The sequence below is a fragment of the Spirosoma liriopis genome (genome assembly GCF_023196085.1).
GTDB classification, from domain to species: Bacteria; Bacteroidota; Bacteroidia; order Cytophagales; family Spirosomataceae; genus Spirosoma; species Spirosoma oryzicola.
The window spans coordinates 55,536-74,141 of the sequence record NZ_JALPRF010000010.1; the positions used below are offsets into that span (position 1 = coordinate 55,536).

Below are 18,606 nucleotides of genomic sequence, written 5' to 3' on the forward strand. Positions count from 1 at the left end.
CTTGCTTCTGATAGATAAAGTAAGTCTGGAAGAGAATTGCACGGATGCTATTGTGAACGGTATCAGGCCATGACTTTTTCGAGCGATTTCTCTGTCACGTTATCCCAGCGATGACAGGTTGTAAACAGGATACAAGCTATGTACAACATGGTAGAGGTAGGGAATTGGCTTAGTGTTGGGTTCGAATAACACATTAGCGTTATCCCAATAAAATTGGCCAAAAGAATAGTCATCAGCTTGAACAACCAAGGGTCTTTGATCTGCCAGACTTTGTAAGTGCCGTAGCCAATCATAGTAGCTAGCATAAGCAAATAAAGCGTTAGGCCCACAATACCGGTTTCAATCCAGATTTCAACGTACCAGCTATCGGGAGGAATTTGAGCCGCGAAGTGATTGGGTGAAAAGCGGGCTCCCGTATCGGCCGACGTACCAATTCCTGCGCCAAAGGGCAGGTGCTTGAGGTAGGCCCTGAGTTTCTGCTGATTTTCCAGACGTACCAGGAACGAAGCATCTTCGCTCGGATGTAAGGCCGTACGAATACGGTAAATGTGGTAGTTCGAATCGCCGATGTGCGTAAATAAAAGAATCGCCAAGAGGGGAGTAGCAACGAGAGCTCCCCGAACAATCATGCCCATATTACGGCGGAGTACTAAATAGGAAGGGAAACCAGCAACGAGCACGAAAAAGGCACTTCGCGTACCGGAAATGGCAAAAGCCCAGAAAAAAACCAAGGCAAGACCCAGATAAATGAGTTTATGCACCAGCCTTTTTTCATCCGCAAATTTTATAGCCGAAAAAAGCGTTGCACTCGCCATCTCAGCGCCAAACTGTGAGGCATCGGAATAAAACGAGAACGTTCGTAGTTGCCCCCAAAGAAGGTGGGTTTTCGCATTTCCTTCCGCCAGCCACCGTTGTTCGGCTTCTGCCAGGCCAATATATTGTTGTTTAAACCCCCAGAGTGCAGCGAGAAAAGACCAGATAAGCCACGTCTTGATTATCAAACGGATGTCTTCTTTTCTAATCGGCATGACCAGCATGATGGTGGCCATATAGAACCAGTTCAGCGAGAATGCGCGTGCGTGATAAAACCAGGCCGGTCGGTAAGGCGCTTCAGGATTTAAAAGCTCTAGAATTGTGTACAGCAGCCAGAATACCAGGGCAAAGTAAACCGGGTACCGAAGCTGCTTCCAGTCCATACGTTTAGCATTCAGTAGCACGCTTAGTAGCGTTAACATCAGCGTGCTATCCATCGCTAAGCCGAGAGGAGAATCGCTTTGAATGAAGCGGGTAAAACCCAGCATAAAGCTTAGATTCAGATAGACAAATAAGCCAACCTTCGGCTCTAGTAGTATGCTGATAAGCAACAACAAACCTACGGGCAAACCCACCGTCATCAGCGCGCCCAATGGCCCGAAATTTCCAATGAGCCAACCCGCGGTCATTGCGATCAGAATCCCTAAAAGCGTAAAAAGCCAGCGGGTGTCGCGTGGTTGGTGGGTAAGAAGGAATGTTCGTTCAAACATGGTGTTGTCTCACTGTTAGGCTATTTCTGGAGCTGGCCAACGAAAGGCAGCGTTAAATCAATAATCAGACGTTTTACACATTCTCTTTCTGCCAAAGGCTGAAGAACGTTTTACAGAGAATGTACATATCCGTTTTAAAGGAAAATGTATTTGCGTATTCAATGTCCAGCTGGGTACGTTCCCAATCGGACATGGGGCCCTGACCTTTTGCCCGCTTTTTAACTTGCCACAGTCCGGTCAGTCCAGCGGGGCCGGCAAACCGTTGAGCAAATTCGTCGGAGGTCAGCTTTTCGGCTTCGTAGAGAGGCAGAGGCCGATTACCAACCAGCGACATATCGCCTAGCAGAATATTGAAAAGTTGTGGCAGTTCATCAATGCTACTGTTGCGAAGCAGGGAACCAAGTCGGGTAATTCGCGGATCATTTCGGAATTTCATGAACTTGGCGGCTTCTTCGTTTTCCCGCAGAAATACTTTCTCACAAACTATTTGATCTTGATCGAAAAGTGGCTGCTGGCAAGCTATACCCCCTTGTCGGCAAGCGTCGCAGCGGTATTCACTTCTAAGGTCAGCGCCATCATCGGAATGGTTCTGAGTAGCCGATTTTGCGTAAATATTCTGAGAGGCCAGATCCCGAATCTGTTGGTCAGCCTGCGTGCTCATTGTGCGAAACTTAAGCATGTTGAACACGTAAAAATTTGTCCCTGCCCGCTTCGATTTATAGACGATTGGTCCTTTAGAGTCAAGTTTAATCAAGATTGCCACCAGTACAAGTAAAGGTGACAGGAGAAGCAGAATAGAGAAAGACACGGTAATGTCGATTGCCCGTTTCCACCAAGGCAGAACAAAGCGACTACTGGTTACCAAACGGCCATTGCTGGGAGCCGATAGTACTTGCTTGTTTAGTTCTAGGTAATAGCGTATCTGCGACTGCAATGCATAAGCGTCTTTATCAATCGACAGTATATCAGTAACACCAGCGTTGATGGCTGTTTTGAGCAGGGCAGGTTTGATGGAGTAGCTGGTCATCAAAACCGGAACGGACCGATAAGAAGTTCTACTTCTTACCATCGTTGCTACTGCCTGCCCATTATCTGTATCCGATATAATCAGATCGATCGACGGCTCATTCCGTAACCATTCCTGGGCATCCTGAGCGCTTTTGAACCGTACGACTGAACAGATTTCCTCGAGTAGTGATACAATTTGGCTAGCAAGCTGGTCATCTTCCTCAATTAAAAGGAGGTAAGGCAAGGGAGCTATATCCACAAAGTTCAGTTTGAGCAGGCTATCTATCATCGCGCTTTCGGGCTTTGGCATGTATTTTGTTGCCAACCTAAATGCTAACTCCAAGGTGAATGATGAGTTAGCTTCTGTTTACTTTCACCAGTAGTTGTTGACCATTGTTTGGCTTTTAGCGGAAATAGGTATTCTCAGACAACACATGCTCTTTGCTACTTATTACTCTTGACGATTCGTGAGTTCATACGTAACCATTTGACTTTCATTGCTACGTGTGATAACGTTATCGCAGCAAGATCAAGAGATCAGTCTACAAGCGTTGCTCAGCTACAAGATGTATGCTTCTACGTCTTGGTGACTTTGCAAAGCTGGCACACGTTTTGCTGAGTAACTAGGTAAGCTACACCATAGAGGTTAAGCACTATGCGTTGCGAGGGAGCCCCTAAAAAGTAAAGAAAGAATTCGTGATTTAGGAAGCCAGAAGGGTTTGTCTTCGGGCTGAAGACGCGCGGAGGCTGGCTCACGAATCTCATCCCGCGACGAACGGCGTAAAATAGCGTGGATTTTGGCTTTTACTTCCAAGGGATTAAAAGGCTTGGAAATATAACTGTCAACGCCCTGCTCTAAACATTCTATACGAGTGTTGCTGTCAGGAGCATTTGAAAGAACAATTATTGGCGTCTGGAAGATCAGCTTACTCATACGAATAAGTTTGGTCAACTCAAGACCACTAAAAATCGGTAAGTTAAGCTCAGTAAGTACACAGTCAAACCGCTGACCTTGGATTAATAGCCGAGCTGCATCCTGACCTGTGTTCGCTACAGTAATAGAAAAGTCTGTCTTCAAAGTCTGGACAAGAATATCAGCTACGTATGGATTTTCATCCACGATTAGCAAATGATATTTTGGATTCATTGTATTGGCCGTTAAGTTCCAAATGGGGTTAGATCTAAGTTTTAGACTACTTACATCACCTCAGGTTACCTACACATGAAAAAAAACCATAGTTAGCTTCGTTTGCTATTTACTGGTTTGCAGTCGCTGAATAACTCCTCTCTTCGTAGTTTTATAGTTAACTGCTTGGTTTTTAGTATACTTTCTGGTTCTCCTCTTTAGTTTATACGCCTACCAATTATATAGAATCGAACTTGTTTGCGAGTCACTTATAACCAGTAAAATTTTAACACAAAGCCATCTATCGACTCTCATCTATTTTTTATACAATTTTAATTTCGCTTACTACGCTATGAATAAAGCAGAGTTGTAACAAATAAAATACTGTTACAGATGCAGTGAATACATCAACGCTTCACCTTCTTCGGTCTGTGTGAATCGTGTCTAAGGCCGGTCTGGCAAAGTTCAGCTACACATCGTTCAACGATAGGGAGTGGTTCCCATAAAAAAAGGGACCTTTAAGGTCCCTCTCCAATTCAAAAACCTTCTTTTTCGGCTTCTTTGTCTTTTTTCTTTTCTTCTTTCTTTTCCTCCTTCACTACCTTCTGTCCCGGCTGCGGTTTAGGCTTGGGAGCAGGTTTCGCTTTGGTCTTGTACTGATCCAGATACCGCTCGACGAAAGCCGTTTTCTCATCAGCGGTGGCAGGAACGATTTCAACCGTTGCTTTGGCGCTGTTTTTGGTACCTGCCATGAGCCGATCATTGATCTCCTGATCTGACGTAATGATGGCAAGCTGGCCGATTGCGGTAGGGGTGCTTCCTGGTTTGTAATCGTAAAAAACCCAAACGTCAGGTGAGGATTCCAGATAAATACTAGCCTCATCACCGTTGGCCGTTTTTCGGATTTCTACGAAACCGTCCATCTGGGCGTTGATATCTGTTGCCGACATGTTAGAGACGCCTAACTGACCCGTGCTGTAGAATGCGCTGAACTTATCAGACCACCGCAGGTTTGCATTAGCAAGTACAAGCGTCCCGGCTAGTTTGGGCGATGCCTGATTAAGTGGCACATGCTGGTTCTGGGCTTTCGTTCGGTACGCATCGACCGCCTGCTGGCCAATCAGCGGAAGTAACTTATCCGAAAGCCGGTTCAGATCGTCGTCAGCCGCTTCGTCGTTCTTTTCTTCCTGATTGCTTTTAACCAACTTGTCGGCAATACTGCTGTTCAGCGGATCGGGTACTGGAAACGAAAAGGCTAACAGGGTGTTTAGCCGATATTGACTGCTATCGATGTTGATTCGTGCCGAGCCGGAGGCCAGCAGGTATTCGTTCGGACCGGCATTCAGCAGATTCATCTTGCCTTTAAACGTCATCACACCACGGCTATCATTGAATGTAAAGGCGTTTTCAACATCATCTGAACTCGCTGCGCTGCTATCCGAGCGACTTGCGATGTCGGCAGAAGCAATTGCTAAAGCTGGTTGTCCAACTGGTGAGTCATTGCCTTTGGACGAAATCCGGTAAACCTTGTCTTTTTCGTCATAACTCATAATCCCTGTTGCCGAAAAAAGGTCCTCATCTTTCGGATCTTCTTTTGGTGACAGGAAGGTTGGGTAAAGACCGGCGTTACCAACTCGGAAGTGAATACCTGCTACCAGTTGTTGATTGCCTTCGTTTTTCAGGTTTTTATCGACTTTGATTTCAAGGCGCTCTCCAATTTTCTCCTTGAATGGAATCCAACCACTGATCAGATCCTGACGCTTCTTGAGAGCGGGTTTTATAAAACCGTCCAAGGATAAGTCGCGTTCGGGAGCTTGCATGGCAATTGTCCCTTTGTAAAGCATTTTGGGCGCTAATTGCAGATTGTCGTCTTCGTCGACTTCGGCGCGGGCTACCGTAAAGTAGGTGGTTGCGGCCTTTTGCGAGGAGTTGCGTTTGCTTCGAGTGGGTTTCTTGGTATCGGCGGTCAGCGTTGGCGCTTCTTTCAACTCGAAGCTACCCATCTTGATGCTGGCGGTGTCGCCTTTTGCCGTTGCAAACTGGTACGTCGCATCACCAGCAAAACGCGTGCGGGACAACACCTGAATATTACCGTTCTTGAGTCGGTGAAACAAACTAACCGTATCCAGTTCTAAACGGGCATTCTTTAGCGCCAGCATTTCACCGTTACGCCGGATGGCCACGGAGCCTTTATCGGGATAGATTCGAGCGTCTGCCGATGTAATGTACGGCACACCGTTGATGTTGAGCATCATTTTCTCAACGTCATATACAGCCGCCGATCCGTTGAATGTTAAGCCTTCCTGCTCTTCTCCGGTAGCCGTGAAGGTAGACGTTTTTACGTCGCCTTTCATAGCAATTGTCTTCGCGTTTATATTCCACTGGGCGCGGTTGATATTGGTTTTGTAAGCGGCAAATGGAAACTCAACGCTCGACCCTGCCAGAGTATCATCAAGGGTCGTATTCTTGTTAATGGCCAAACTTACAATTCCTTTCGTCTGGTTGAAATCAACGTTGATGTCGTTACCCAGGAGAATAGGCCGGTTGGCATCTTTATCCGACAGGATTTTGAACTGAGCCTTGTCGGCTACGAAACCTTCTTTGTTGAATTTGATACTCTTTGAAATGGCTTCGGAGTCTTTCCGGCGGAGCGTTCCGTTACCGAATAAGCCCGATGACCGTACCGCCAGACCACCTTCCAGGTTCGTTGTTGCTCCGTAGAAGTTAAAGTTATTCTTCTGCGTGGTGATGACCATACTATCGGCTTTGGGCCACCACTTCATGCTGAAATTATTCAATTGCACTTGCGGGAAATACCCCTTGCCGACAAGGCCTTCCTTAATCTCGCCTTTGTCGCCGGACGCGATCAGTGAATCGGTCATGAACAGCATTCCTTTCGTGTTCAGGCTGGCAGTAAGGTGGTTCAGGATACCTTCTGCCCGTAGTCCCGTTTTGTCCATGACCAGCTCGCCCGTAAACTTCACGTTCGATGGAGCCGTTCCTTTTTTGGTACTGTAAACAGGATAGCCAGTAGCCGGAGCTTTATGCACAAAGCCCAACGTATTGTCAGGCATGGTTTTCAGCTCGGCTTTGAAGGGCGGAAAAATACCGTCAGAATGGAACGTACCTATAAACGAAATGTCTCCTTTGCCTAAGCTGTCGTTGTCAATGGCCGGTATTTTGAAATAAACTTTCTGGTTGTAGGTAATATCTCCGCGAACGGGCTGGTTAAAATAAACGGTCATCCCCTCCGGCATCACCAGCCGTTGGGTGGTCTTTTTCCCCGCAATACGGCCCGATTTGTTGTCGGCACTCCCGAAATACACCATCCCCGGGTTCTCGTACTTGATGTCGCCCCCTACTTCGCCTTCCTTTCCCTGAGCCGCCAGCTTCTGCGACGAGAAGGTGATCGAATCGATTTTGTTGAGGTTCATGGCGAACTTGTCGTAATCGAACTTTAGATCCCGGCCCGCGTAGCGAAGTGTTCCCGCCTTGAATTGTCCATTCAGCGTAAAAGCCCGGCCTTTGCCAATCCGCAATGTTTTGTCAGAAGGAATACCGAATATTTTAAGCGAGTCGGATAAGGTAAACCGTTCAACGCCCCGAATGGTCAAAAGCTTGTCGTCCAGGTTGATGGTTGCGTTTTTGGTGCTGTCGTTTGACGCAAAGATTGACTGAACCTGGAAGTTGTCGTAATCGCGCTTGCCGGTATAAGCCAGCACGTACAGGTACCCTTTACGGCTCAGGCGCATCAGGCTTGTTCTCGGATCGCGATCAAGGTAACCTTCGAGCACCATACGGTTCAGCGATCCGCGTAGCGCAACCGGACTAACCTTGGCAAATCGAACAATGTCGTCGTCGAGAAACGTTTGCTGCTTCTTGGTCGAAATATAATTGGCTACGATCTGCAACGGATGAAAGCCGTAATCGACTGTCAGGTCCGAATAACGCTGTGGCTGAAAATAATCGAACGACTCAAAGCGAACGGGTACTTCCCGTTTAGCACCGACCTGATAAAAATCAACTTTTCGGCGGGGTAAGTCCCAGCGTACCACTTCCGGCAAAATGTAAAACTTGTGGTACGAATCGGCGTAGGGAACGCGGGCGTAGTCGGTGCGCTGTTCACGATCAAGCCAGGCAATACGCTGATTTTTATCGTACCGGAATTTTACGGATGGATGCGTAATTGAATCGGTATCGACATAGCCAACGAAGGATGCCGAATTAGCCGAAATCAATGGTTTTGCACTGCCCGTTGTGCCACCGAATCCAGCTGTAGTGGTATCACTCGTGCTAAAGTCGAACCGTCGGCTAGTTGCCGTAAACGCTGGCTTGCCATTGTACTTGACGGTTAGCTGAGCGGGTTGGCTACTCGCCGATGCACCGACTAACTGCGTACCCGACAGCGCCAGCCCTCCGCGGTAATCGATATCGGTGCCTAAGTCCGGTAGTTTGGCGTCGTTTTGCCACGACATAAAACGCGGATAGGTAACCGGACCACCTTTCTTTTTGCTGACGTATTCAAAAACGCCTTTAACAGGCTTCGCCGAACCAGTTGGGTAGGTAAGAGTCACATCATCGGCGGCTAGCTTCGGACTCGTCGCCGACATGGAATAGTCGCTGAGTGTCACGAATATGTCCGGTCGTCCGGCGGTCTCCCACGTAAACTTACCGCCCTGACCGACCCAAACGCCGTCTTTGAGCATAAAATCGCCACTGGTGTTGGCCAACGTAGCCGAATCACCATTGGCAACAATCGCCAGCGACGCATCTTTCAACGAAATAACCGCACCCGATACCGTTGGGATAGGCCGACGCTGAGGAATAAACTGAACACCTATCGTTTTGGGTTGCGTAGAGTCCGACGAAGCGGGCGTGTCCCAGCCGTCGAAGCGCGAACGCTCCGCAGCGGCTTTGGCGGCTGCCAGCGAGTCGGCAGGCGTCGCTACACCCGTGGTGCTAACCGGTTGAGCTGCATCTACGTAACGAATCTGGTAAGAACCGCCCTGTGCGTAAAGCTTGTTGTAGTTACTGGCGTAGAGTTCATGCCGGTCAATGAACCGTCGAACGGTTTCCATACTTCGGGCGAAGACCTTCGGATCATTCGCTTCGAACAGCTTTTCGGCTACCGTCAAGATACCGTCGACGTTGGCTGACGAACCGCCCGACTGCTGGCTGTTGCTGGCCTGGTATAAGGCTTCGTAGAGTGGAGCAAAATGGGCGGCTGCCTGAAGCCGTTTCTGGTTCATTTTGCGACTCAATGCCATAACGCGCTCCTGCTGCTGAGCCGATAAGCGGTTTTCGGACCATAACGATTGTAGATTTGTCCCGGCCCGAACAGCTCCCGCTCCGCCCGTTGCCATCAGTTTCTGCACTTCTGCCATAAATTGATCTGGCTTATCCGAAAACCGGACAGCCTGACCAAAAGAAGGAGATACCGACAGGAAAAGCACAAGCAGAAGTATAGTCTGTAGCGGGGCAACCCATGCGCAGGGTGATTTCCTGTCATAGTTTCTGCTAGGATACAGCTTGTATCGGGCGGTAAAGTAGATGCCGTTCATTCGTGATTTGTTGCGAAAAATGTCTGCGTAGCGTCTGGTGGCTACGCCCTGTTCTATGCTACTTTTTAAATCGGATCGAGGTCCATTCCCGAACCGACTTTGTTTTTTCGGCCCAAAGGCCAGCGTCAATTGCTTTTTGCTGAATATCGGGCGCGTCGTGTTCATAAAAACCGCTGACCAACAGATAGCCGCCTTCGTTCAGTAAGTGTGTGTAGAGTGGGATTTCTGCTAGTAATACGTTTCGGTTGATATTGGCCAGTATCACATCATACCGTCCCTGCTCATCCTTAATGTCGTCAATCGTTCCCTGAAATACCGAAATCTGGGGGCAGTCGTTGATGGCTGCGTTCTCAACCGCATTTTCAACCGCCCATTCTTCAATATCAAATGCCTGAACGGATCTAGCACCCATCTTGGCGGCCAGAATGGCCAGAATGCCGGTGCCGCTGCCAACGTCAAGTACGGTCTTACCCGCAAAATCAAGGTCAAGCTGTTGCTCCAGCATCATCGCTGTCGTTTCGTGATGACCCGTGCCGAACGACATTTTAGGATTAATCACAATGTCGTAACGAAACCGGGCGTCCGGTTCATGGAAGGACGCCCGGACCCGGACACTGTCAGCCACTTCAATCGGCTCATACTCTCGTTCCCACTCGGCGTTCCAGTTTCGTTTTTCTAACGAATTGACTTCGTAGGCTATTGCGGTTTGATTCGTGTATTTAGCAACAAGTTCTTCCAGGGCTTTTTCGTCAAAATCCGTCTCGATAATATACGCATTTAGTCCTTCATCAGTCTCGACGAACGATTCAAAGCCAAGTTCGGCCAGTTCAGCCGTGAGAATATCCGTGTAATCGGGGGTAACGTGCAGTTGAAGTTCAATGTAATTCATACCTCTAAGGTAATGAAAAAGGCAAGTCGTGTAAGCTGCTTCGCGCAGATGAATCCTAATTGGTGACGTTCTCAGCTAGCCGTATCAAAAGCATCCTGATTTTTGATTAGCTTCAGGAACACAAAAATTCATCATCCATGACTCCGGAAACTGCCTTTTCGTACGCCAACCTGCTCGTGTTACCGCAGTGGTTTTTCATGATTGTGGCTCCGCGCTGGCGGCTTACCCAAATGCTGGTGCAGCTGTTACCGATCCCCATGATACTGGGTGGTCTATACATGTATTACCTGCTGGTCGCTCCGGCAGCGTCGGGCGGGCCGGGTATCGATTTTGGGGCGTTTGGTTCGCTGGCCGGAATACAGGCGCTTTTCAAGGGGCCTAAAGAAATTGTGCTGGGTGGGTGGATTCATTACCTGGCCTTTGATCTGGTAGCGGGTAGCTACGTGCTCCGCGACGGACAAAGCCGGGAAATTGCGCATGGTTGGTTGATTCCCTGTTTGTTGTTGTGTTTTATGCTAGGGCCAAGCGGACTACTGCTCTACGGGCTGCTCCGGCTGTTTTTGTCAAACAAACCGGAAACAAAATTTTAATAATATTCTAAACATTTTTAATTGATTTTAGTTGCGCAAAACTCTATCTTCACCGTAGGATTACTATTCGAGCGAAAACACTCGCCTTTACCGTAACTCGTATCAATGAAGATAGGCCACATTCTTTTGTTTGTGAGTTTGCTAGCTGGTCTGGGCCGTCCAGTTGCTTTTGCTCAAACACTTACTCCTGAGCAGGCCCGCACCGATATCAATTACCTAAAGCGCAAGCTTGATCTACTGCATCCAGGCATGGGTTATTACACGCCCAAGCCGCGCATGGAGCAGCTATACGACTCGCTTTACAACCGGCTGACAGCACCCGTCGATTACTGGGCATTCTATCACCACGTAAGCCCTTTGGTTACGGCGCTTAAAGACGGACACACAAATCTGAATCACCGTAAAAATTACATCGGCAAAACGACGCGGTTTATTCCGTTCTATATCCGGCCCGTTGGCGAACAGTACTTCATCAGTCATAATGTGTCAGCCGATACCACGCTTGTGCGCGGTACAGAACTGGTGACGATTAATGGACGTACCATCGCCGATTTGCACCGGGAGTTGATGGAGGCCGATCACTCGGGATCCGATGGCGACAACCTGACCGGTCGACGTCAGTGGAGTTTGGTCCAGTTTGCCGATTATTATGCAGCGTGGTACGGTTCTGCCGATTCGATCAAAATAACATACCGGCTTCCCAATGATACGCTGGTTCGATACGCGCGTCTTGGCTGTTTAACCTTGAACCGGTTCCGGGCTACTGTTCAGCGTCGGTACCCGCAGGAAATCGACCGGCGACCCAATTTGTCGGTACGAATTGTCGATACACTCACGCATACGGCTGTACTTCGGGTGTCAACGTTCATGGGTATCAAAAAGAACGGTCCTTTTCAGTGGGCATTTAACCGGCGACTCAAGCGGGCGTTTCGGGAAATTCGAGAAAAAAACGTCCAAAATTTAGTGGTTGATATGCAGGGCAACGGTGGGGGCATTGTGCTTAATTCCGCGCGGTTGCTGCGGTACTGGATGCCGAAGCCGTTCACGATTATGCAGCACGAAGAAATGAAGCGGGCGGCTCGTAACGAACTCGTTACCCGATGGAATCCTTTTTCGGCGCTCAATTTTAGCTTACAGTACAAGGCCGCCGGCGTCGATGGCTTCGCCAGTCGCTCGTCGCGTCGGCGTTACCGGCCCCGGACCAAAACAGCGTTTAAAGGTAATCTGTACTTTATGATGAACGGGGCATCGTTTTCTGCTGCTACGACCGTACTCGCCAAAACGTTAGACGCTGGTATGGGAACGTTCGTTGGGGAAGCGTGTGGAAGTGCTTACTGGGGTGATTTTGCCGGTCACTTCAAAACAATTACTCTACCCAATTCGCACTTACAGGTTCGGATTCCGCTGAAGAAGCTGACGCATGCCGTCGTAGCTGACCGGGCGAATGGCTTTACCGTCGAACCAGATTTCAAGGTTGCGCGTTCTTATGATGACCTGCTCTCCAACCGGGATTATGTACTGGATTACACGCTCCGGCTAATTCGGGAGGGAGTTGTGGCTCGGCAACCGATCCAGCCAATTAAAGCCCGACCGTTGCAGGCATCACGCTAAAGCTGTACTTTTATACGGTATTCGACTTTCGTTAAATCGAATACCGCAAACCATTTCTGTGTGTATTGTATCGTTGACGTTGAAACCACTGGTGGGGTCAAAGGCCCTTCCCGGCTTACCGAAATCGCTATTTACCGCCACGACGGACAGCAAGTTGTCGATTCGTTTCACTCGCTGCTGAATCCCGAATGTCCAATTCCTCCTTTTATCCGCCACCTGACGGGTATCTCGGAAGAAATGGTTCAGGATGCTCCCCTGTTTGCCGATGTAGCCAACCGGGTCATAGATATTACGCAGGATGCTATTTTCGTCGCCCATAATGTCGGCTTCGACTTTAATTTCATCAAAAAAGAGTTGGAGTGGCTTGGCCATGATTACCTTCGACGGACGCTCTGTACCGTTCGGACGAGCCGAAAAGTCTTTCCTGGTTTTCCGTCATACAGCCTAGGCAAGCTTTGTAACTCGCTCAATATTCCGCTTAACAACCGTCACCGTGCTCAGGGCGATGCTGCGGCTACGGTTCAGCTTTTCGAATTGTTGCTTCAGCACGATGCGCACGGACTTATCCCACGCATTGGAACGGCGAAAGTCAGCATAGACGACTGATCGCTTTATCCATTTCGCTGAATCTCTTATTGATTTCCAGGTTGGTTAGCCTGGAAATTTTTTTTGCTGACTTCTGTAACCTTTCCCATCGTGTGCGGTTTCCAGTCCCAAATGCTGTAAATCCATTCCTACCCGATTGAATGCACTAACGGATAACTCACTCATGCTCCAGGTAAAAGCGGGCGATCTGGATAAGATGGGCTTGCTTTTCGAGCGCTACCATCGACCGTTGTTCGGGTTTCTGTTTCGCATGACGGGACAAACCGAAGCCAGCGAGGATATGGTACAAACGGTGTTTTATCGAATGCTGAAATATCGTCATACGTTCACGGGAGAGGGGGAGTTTCGAACCTGGATGTACCACCTGGCCCGGAATGTACTGGCGGATCAAATTAAGCTAAACAAACGCGCGGCTAATCAGGCCGACATCAATGAGTTGTCCGACCGGATTGGGGGAGGAACCGGGGCTGACGATCATTTGCAGCAGGAACAGAACCAGGATATGCTGAGTAAAGCGATGGAAAAGCTAAGCGGAGAACAGCGCGAAATCTTGATTCTGAGCCGATTTCAGGAGTTAAAGTACAGCGAAATTGCGCAGGTGCTCAATAGTACAGAAGGGGCGATAAAGGTACGGGTACACCGGGCGATCAACGAGTTAAGGCGAATTTATTTGTTACTAGAAACGGGTCGAAAAACACATGAACTGTGAACAGGCTAACGAGCAATTTACGGAATGGCTCAGCAACCAGTTGCCGGATGCTGAGCGGCTCGAAATGGAAGCACACCTGGCTACATGCCCTGACTGCCAGCGGGCAGCTCATGCAACGCAGCAACTCTGGAGCCAGCTGGATTCGTTGGCAGTACCCGAGCCTAGCGAACGGATGCGCGTACGATTCGATGCCATGCTCGATACGTATAAGGATTCCGTCAGCAGTGAACAGGCTACTGGCTTAACCAGCTTTGTGGCGAAACTGCGTACGTTCTGGACGCCACAGATGGCGCTACGTTTAGCCTACAGCCTTGCCCTGATCGGATTTGGAATATTAGTCGGGTACTGGTCGCCGAACCGGCCGGTGTTGGCCTATCAACAGCAAGTGGATTCCTTGTCTTCGCAAGTTCAGGAGATGCGCCAGATGATGTTGCTATCGCTTATTGACAATCCATCGGCTTCCGAACGGCTCCGGGCGGTTAGCTACACTGATGATCTTAATCAGGCCAACGAGCGGGTCGTGGAAGCCTTGTTAACCACACTGAATAAGGATCCAAACGTCAATGTCCGACTGGTGACGCTGGAAGCGTTGGCGAAACTAGCTGACGATCCTACCGTACGGCAGGGCTTGGTGCAATCACTGACGCGGCAGGAGTCTCCATTGGTGCAGGCTGCGCTGGCCGATGTGATGGTGAAGTTACAGGAGAAACGGTCGATCAAGCCGCTTCAGCAACTGCTACGGCAGGAACGTCTCAATGATCTGGTTAAAAGTAAAATCCAAGAGAGTCTAAAAGCTTTGTCCTAGAATCAGTCCGGTACACCTTAAATCAATCACAATTATGAAATCACTTTTGATTCCCTGTTTAACGGGGTTGGTGCTCGCTTGTGCCCAATCGCCGGTTCACGCTCAGGAGTTTAGAGAGCGTGTAACGAAAGAGTTTACGGCGCCAAACGGCGGTACGCTGGCTATTTATAACATCAATGGCTTCATTAAAGTGGAAGGCTATTCGGGTGACAAAGTTGTCCTGAGCGTTGATAAAACAATTACGGCGAAAGACAAAGACGTGTTGGAAACGGGAAAAAAAGAATTCAAGGTTGACTTCGAGCAGCGGGGTGATAGCATTATTGCTTACATCGCTGAGCCATTCGACTCCCGCCCGAATCGTAGCTGGAAGAATCAAAACCATGATCGACGCATCGAGTATGATTTTACGCTCAACTTTACCGTGAAAATTCCGTACAAGATGAATCTTCACGCGTCTACCGTCAACCGGGGTAACATTGATGTGAAGGACGTAAGCGGCTCGTTAAAAGTAACTAATGTGAACGGAGCCATTACGCTTGTCAACGCCAAAGGCGCTACGGATGCGCACACAATCAACGGCGATGTGGTGATCAACTACCTGGTGAGCCCTCCCGACAAATCATCGTATTACACACTGAACGGTGCTATTCGGGTTAGCTATCCGGCCAACTTATCAGCAGACCTGCAATTCAAAAGCTTTCAGGGTGAATTCTACACCGACTTTCCGAATGCAGAGGTTCTTCCTACGCAGGTTACCAAGAACCAGGAGCGTCGGGGAGAAGCAACGGTCTACAAACTCACGAAAAATACCGCCATACGAATCGGGGGCGGAGGGAAAACGTTCCGATTCGAGACCTTCAACGGTAACATTTACATCAAAAAGCAATCCTGATACTCATGGCTAGTAACCGATCAATAATTGCCAGCTTGTTTGTGCCATTTCTGTTCATGGCTTACCCATTAGTCGCACAGAACGATCTCAAAGAACAAATTACGGTTTCGTTGAGCGATCCGGCCAAGCCCGGTTTCCTAAACGTTGGTTTAGTGAATGGGTCAATCCGAGTCACGGGTTACAGCGGAAAAGATATCGTTATCAACGCTATAGCCGCTGCTCGTAAATCAGACAAAGAAGAAAAAGGAGATGCCAGCGCAAACGGTATGAAACGCATTGCTGCTGGTGCTAACATGGACATCAGCGCGGAGGAAAAAGACAACCACGTTAAGGTCAGCTCCGATTCCTGGAAACGTCCGATTGACTTAACCATCAAAGTACCGCAGCGGTGTTCGTTAAAGCTCAGTACGGTTAACCAAGGCGAAATCACGGTTGAGAACGTCAATGGCGCTCTCGAAGTGACGAATGTCAACGGAGCAATCCAGTTGAGCGGTATAGCGGGTTCGGTGGTAGCTAATACGGTGAACGGTAATCTAATCGTTTCGTTCAAAGCCGTTGATGCGAACGTGCCGATGGCTTTTTCGACGCTGAATGGAAATGTTGACGTAACGTTTCCGGCTAATGCTAAAGCGTCGGTTAAGCTGAAATCAGACCGGGGCGATGTCTACAGCGATTTCGATATCGACGTTGACAAAGGCCCACTCAAAACGACTCGGACGGAAAAAAACGGCATGTATCGGGTGACAGTGGAAGATTGGGTGCGGGGTAAAATCAACGGTGGTGGTCCCGAAATGATGATGAAAAATATGAACGGGAATATCTATATCCGTAAGGCTAAATAACAGTGTTTTCCGGCTCCTGTCGCTGTTAGCAAAGGAACCGGAAAACAATTCAGTACGTAGCACTGGGTATAGGAAATAAGAAATTGATGGCCTGGTACCAGTACGTTAACAGTGTGAGTTTATTGATTCCTGATAACAGGGATTAGCTTCTGCAACTCCTTGAACCGTTCTTCGTCGGGTTCAGGCTTACTGATAGGAAGTTTCTTCAATTCTTCGATTATCGCCCGTCCAACCAGCAGACGCATGTTCTTTTTGTCATCGGCGGGGATTACGTACCAGGGTGAATTATCGGCGGCTGTTTCGTTGATACACGTTTCGTAAGCGTCCTGATAGTCGTCCCAGAAGTTACGCTCTTTTACATCGCCTTCTTCGAACTTCCAGTTTTTAGATGCGTCTTCGATTCGGGCAATCAGCCGGTCCGCTTGTTCTTCTTTCGAGACGTGCAGGTAAAACTTAATCGTTAAGAAACCGTTTCGGTGCAGGTATTTTTCCATATCCCGAATAGCCTCAAAGCGCTGCTTGAAAAGTTTGTCCAGATCAGCCGTTGCTTTTTCGGGTAGCCGCTGACTATCGGTTAAAATTTCTGGATGCACCTTTGTTACCAACACTTCTTCGTAATACGAGCGGTTGAAAATGCCAATCGTGCCCCGTTCGGGTAGTTCGCGCCAGCTTCGCCACAGAAAATCGTGGTCAAGCTCCTGATCGGTCGGTCGTTTGAAGGAATAAACGCGTACTCCAGCCGGGTTGGTACCCGTAAATACGTGCTGAATCGTCCCATCTTTACCGGCTGCATCAAGCGCCTGAAAAACGACGACCATGCCGTAGCGGTTGTACGCATACATCCGCTCCTGCCACTTGTCGATTTCGGCGGCTTGTTGCTGTCGTAAGGTATCGTAGTGGTCGTTGTCCTCGTACAGATCATCAACCTTTGTGGGAGCTTTTTTAATCTTGAATGGCTTGTCGCCGTCGTAACGGAAGCTGTCGGTGTCGAAATCTTTCACAGGAAAAGGGCGTAAACTTTACGCGGATCGGTTGTGTTATCAATACAGCTAACAACCAAATTTTCATATAATGGTTGGCGGCTATTTCAACTGGTGTTGCATTGCCATCGGGTTATATATAAAACGCTGGCGGTGAACATTCTTGGTCAAGCACCTCAGACATGACGACAGAACAATCAACAAACTTTCAGAAAGCTACGTTTGGCACGGGCTGTTTCTGGTGTACGGAAGCGATGTACAACTCGCTGGACGGCGTGATTTCAGCCATTTCGGGCTACGAAGGCGGTCAGAACCCAAACCCTACTTATAAAGAAGTCTGCACGGGCACAACGGGGCACGCTGAGTGCGTTGAGGTGACATTCGATCCATCGAAGATTACCTATCAGGAACTGCTTGAAGCCTTCTTCCGCAGCCATGACCCAACGACGCTGAACCGTCAGGGCGCAGATGTCGGTACGCAATACCGCTCCGTGATTTTCTACCACAACGACGAGCAGAAGCGGTTAGCCGAAACGGCCAAAGAAGAACTGAACAAAGCGGGTGCTTACAACAACCCGATTGTGACGGAAATCAGTCCAGCCAGTACCTTCTACGAAGCCGAAGCATACCACCAGAACTACTTCGTTAATAATCCGGGTCAGGGCTATTGTGCTTTTGTCATCGCTCCCAAGCTTGACAAGTTTAAAAAAGTATTCAAAGAGAAATTGAAAACGGCTGAGCAGGCCATTGGTTAGGAACAGAAAGTAGTCACAAGAAGCCCCGAACGGGGCTTTTTTGTTGCTATTGGTATCGTTTCAGCGATACAGAAATTGTAGCTTACTTATAAAAAATAAGAGAAAAAGGTAATCTAGTTGCGAAACGAGTTTAATGCTGTAAGCTTCGGCCTATCCTGTTTATCTTTGTCTAGGTACTGACTGGCGTTAATGAAGAAAAAGAAAAGACATAGCGCGTTGATACACCGGCTGATTTGCCTGTTGATGGCGCTGCATGTCATTAATCTTAGCATTGACCCGCCCGACCAGTACGGAACCACTTCGCGGCCCTACGAGCAAGCCGAAGACTTGTCTGTCAACGACATTGAGAGTTTTGGCGAGCTTCTGTTGGAAGAATGCTTTGGCCTTGTTGACGCTGTTCCTGAGCACGATGAACCCGATGAAGAATCAAGTCTGACTAAACTAGGACAAGACTACGTTTTCGTCAAATCCTTTGTGTTTGCTCCGTTGGTATTGGTGGCTCGATTTCTTGTAGCCGAGTTTATTCCCTTCAACGTCATGCGTGTGCCTACCCACGTGCTGGACATTCTGTCTCCGCCCCCTCAGGTTACGCTTTAAGTTTCTTTCCCTACAATCGCTATCCCGGAAGTAATGCTGACCGGACGGCATCCGTCGTTTGGCAGGATAGCGTTACGTTGCTGTTTTTACCAGACAAACTATATACAGGCGC

15 protein-coding genes are annotated in these 18,606 nt (G+C 48.6%); 9 read left to right on the forward strand and 6 right to left on the reverse strand.

Translation table 11 applies throughout. The features are described from left to right. Window positions 1–62: 62 nt before the first annotated feature. The 5 genes from M0L20_RS27655 to prmA all read right to left on the reverse strand — a co-directional run bounded on the left by M0L20_RS27655 (window position 63) and on the right by prmA (window position 10,107). Window positions 63–1,523: an O-antigen ligase family protein gene (locus M0L20_RS27655; RefSeq protein ID WP_248480420.1), complete on the reverse strand. Its 1,461-nt coding sequence runs from the start codon at window positions 1,521–1,523 to the stop codon at window positions 63–65. 73 nt (window positions 1,524–1,596) lie between these two features. Further along, window positions 1,597–2,841: a sugar transferase gene (locus M0L20_RS27660; RefSeq protein ID WP_290428931.1), complete on the reverse strand. Its 1,245-nt coding sequence runs from the start codon at window positions 2,839–2,841 to the stop codon at window positions 1,597–1,599. Window positions 2,842–3,177: 336 nt separating this feature from the next. After that, window positions 3,178–3,678 carry a response regulator transcription factor gene (locus tag M0L20_RS27665; RefSeq protein WP_248480422.1) on the reverse strand — a complete coding sequence of 167 codons (501 nt, stop codon included), beginning with the start codon at window positions 3,676–3,678 and terminating at the stop codon, window positions 3,178–3,180. Window positions 3,679–4,193: 515 nt separating this feature from the next. Next, the gene (locus M0L20_RS27670; protein ID WP_248480423.1) at window positions 4,194–9,218 is read right to left on the reverse strand and encodes a hypothetical protein; all 5,025 of its coding nucleotides are present in this window, start codon (window positions 9,216–9,218) and stop codon (window positions 4,194–4,196) included. Window positions 9,219–9,276: 58 nt separating this feature from the next. Further along, window positions 9,277–10,107, reverse strand: coding sequence for a 50S ribosomal protein L11 methyltransferase (prmA, locus tag M0L20_RS27675; RefSeq protein ID WP_232560536.1), 831 nt, complete (start codon window positions 10,105–10,107; stop codon window positions 9,277–9,279). A 137-nt stretch (window positions 10,108–10,244) separates the two neighbouring features. On the opposite strand from prmA, the gene M0L20_RS27680 reads away from it, so the two are divergent. From M0L20_RS27680 to M0L20_RS27710, 7 genes are all read left to right on the forward strand, one after another. After that, on the forward strand, window positions 10,245–10,697 hold the full coding sequence (locus tag M0L20_RS27680) for an ABA4-like family protein (protein ID WP_248480424.1): 453 nt from the start codon (window positions 10,245–10,247) through the stop codon (window positions 10,695–10,697). A gap of 105 nt (window positions 10,698–10,802) precedes the next feature. After that, window positions 10,803–12,308 (forward strand): S41 family peptidase, encoded by a 1,506-nt coding sequence (locus M0L20_RS27685; protein WP_232560538.1) that lies wholly within the window; start codon window positions 10,803–10,805, stop codon window positions 12,306–12,308. Between the two features lie 60 nt (window positions 12,309–12,368). After that, window positions 12,369–12,914 carry a 3'-5' exonuclease gene (locus M0L20_RS27690; RefSeq protein ID WP_232560539.1) on the forward strand — a complete coding sequence of 182 codons (546 nt, stop codon included), beginning with the start codon at window positions 12,369–12,371 and terminating at the stop codon, window positions 12,912–12,914. 163 nt (window positions 12,915–13,077) lie between these two features. Then, on the forward strand, window positions 13,078–13,623 hold the full coding sequence (locus tag M0L20_RS27695; protein ID WP_248480477.1) for an RNA polymerase sigma factor: 546 nt from the start codon (window positions 13,078–13,080) through the stop codon (window positions 13,621–13,623). Then, window positions 13,613–14,428 (forward strand): HEAT repeat domain-containing protein, encoded by an 816-nt coding sequence (locus tag M0L20_RS27700; protein WP_248480425.1) that lies wholly within the window; start codon window positions 13,613–13,615, stop codon window positions 14,426–14,428. The genes M0L20_RS27695 and M0L20_RS27700 overlap by 11 nt, the downstream gene beginning before the upstream one ends. Before the next feature lie 34 nt (window positions 14,429–14,462). Next, a complete protein-coding gene (locus tag M0L20_RS27705) occupies window positions 14,463–15,320 on the forward strand; it encodes a DUF4097 family beta strand repeat-containing protein (RefSeq protein ID WP_232560541.1) in 858 nt (285 codons plus the stop codon). 5 nt (window positions 15,321–15,325) lie between these two features. Further along, window positions 15,326–16,162: a DUF4097 family beta strand repeat-containing protein gene (locus tag M0L20_RS27710; RefSeq protein ID WP_248480426.1), complete on the forward strand. Its 837-nt coding sequence runs from the start codon at window positions 15,326–15,328 to the stop codon at window positions 16,160–16,162. Window positions 16,163–16,281: 119 nt separating this feature from the next. Here M0L20_RS27710 and M0L20_RS27715 read toward each other — a convergent pair whose 3' ends face one another. Continuing rightward, window positions 16,282–17,163 carry a PPK2 family polyphosphate kinase gene (locus M0L20_RS27715; protein WP_248480427.1) on the reverse strand — a complete coding sequence of 294 codons (882 nt, stop codon included), beginning with the start codon at window positions 17,161–17,163 and terminating at the stop codon, window positions 16,282–16,284. 161 nt (window positions 17,164–17,324) lie between these two features. On the opposite strand from M0L20_RS27715, the gene msrA reads away from it, so the two are divergent. Both msrA and M0L20_RS27725 read left to right on the forward strand, forming a co-directional pair. Then, window positions 17,325–17,897, forward strand: a complete 573-nt coding sequence (msrA, locus tag M0L20_RS27720) for a peptide-methionine (S)-S-oxide reductase MsrA (protein WP_232560544.1) — start codon at window positions 17,325–17,327, stop codon at window positions 17,895–17,897. Window positions 17,898–18,086: 189 nt separating this feature from the next. Then, window positions 18,087–18,494 (forward strand): hypothetical protein, encoded by a 408-nt coding sequence (locus M0L20_RS27725; RefSeq protein WP_232560545.1) that lies wholly within the window; start codon window positions 18,087–18,089, stop codon window positions 18,492–18,494. The last annotated feature ends 112 nt before the right edge of the window (window positions 18,495–18,606 follow it).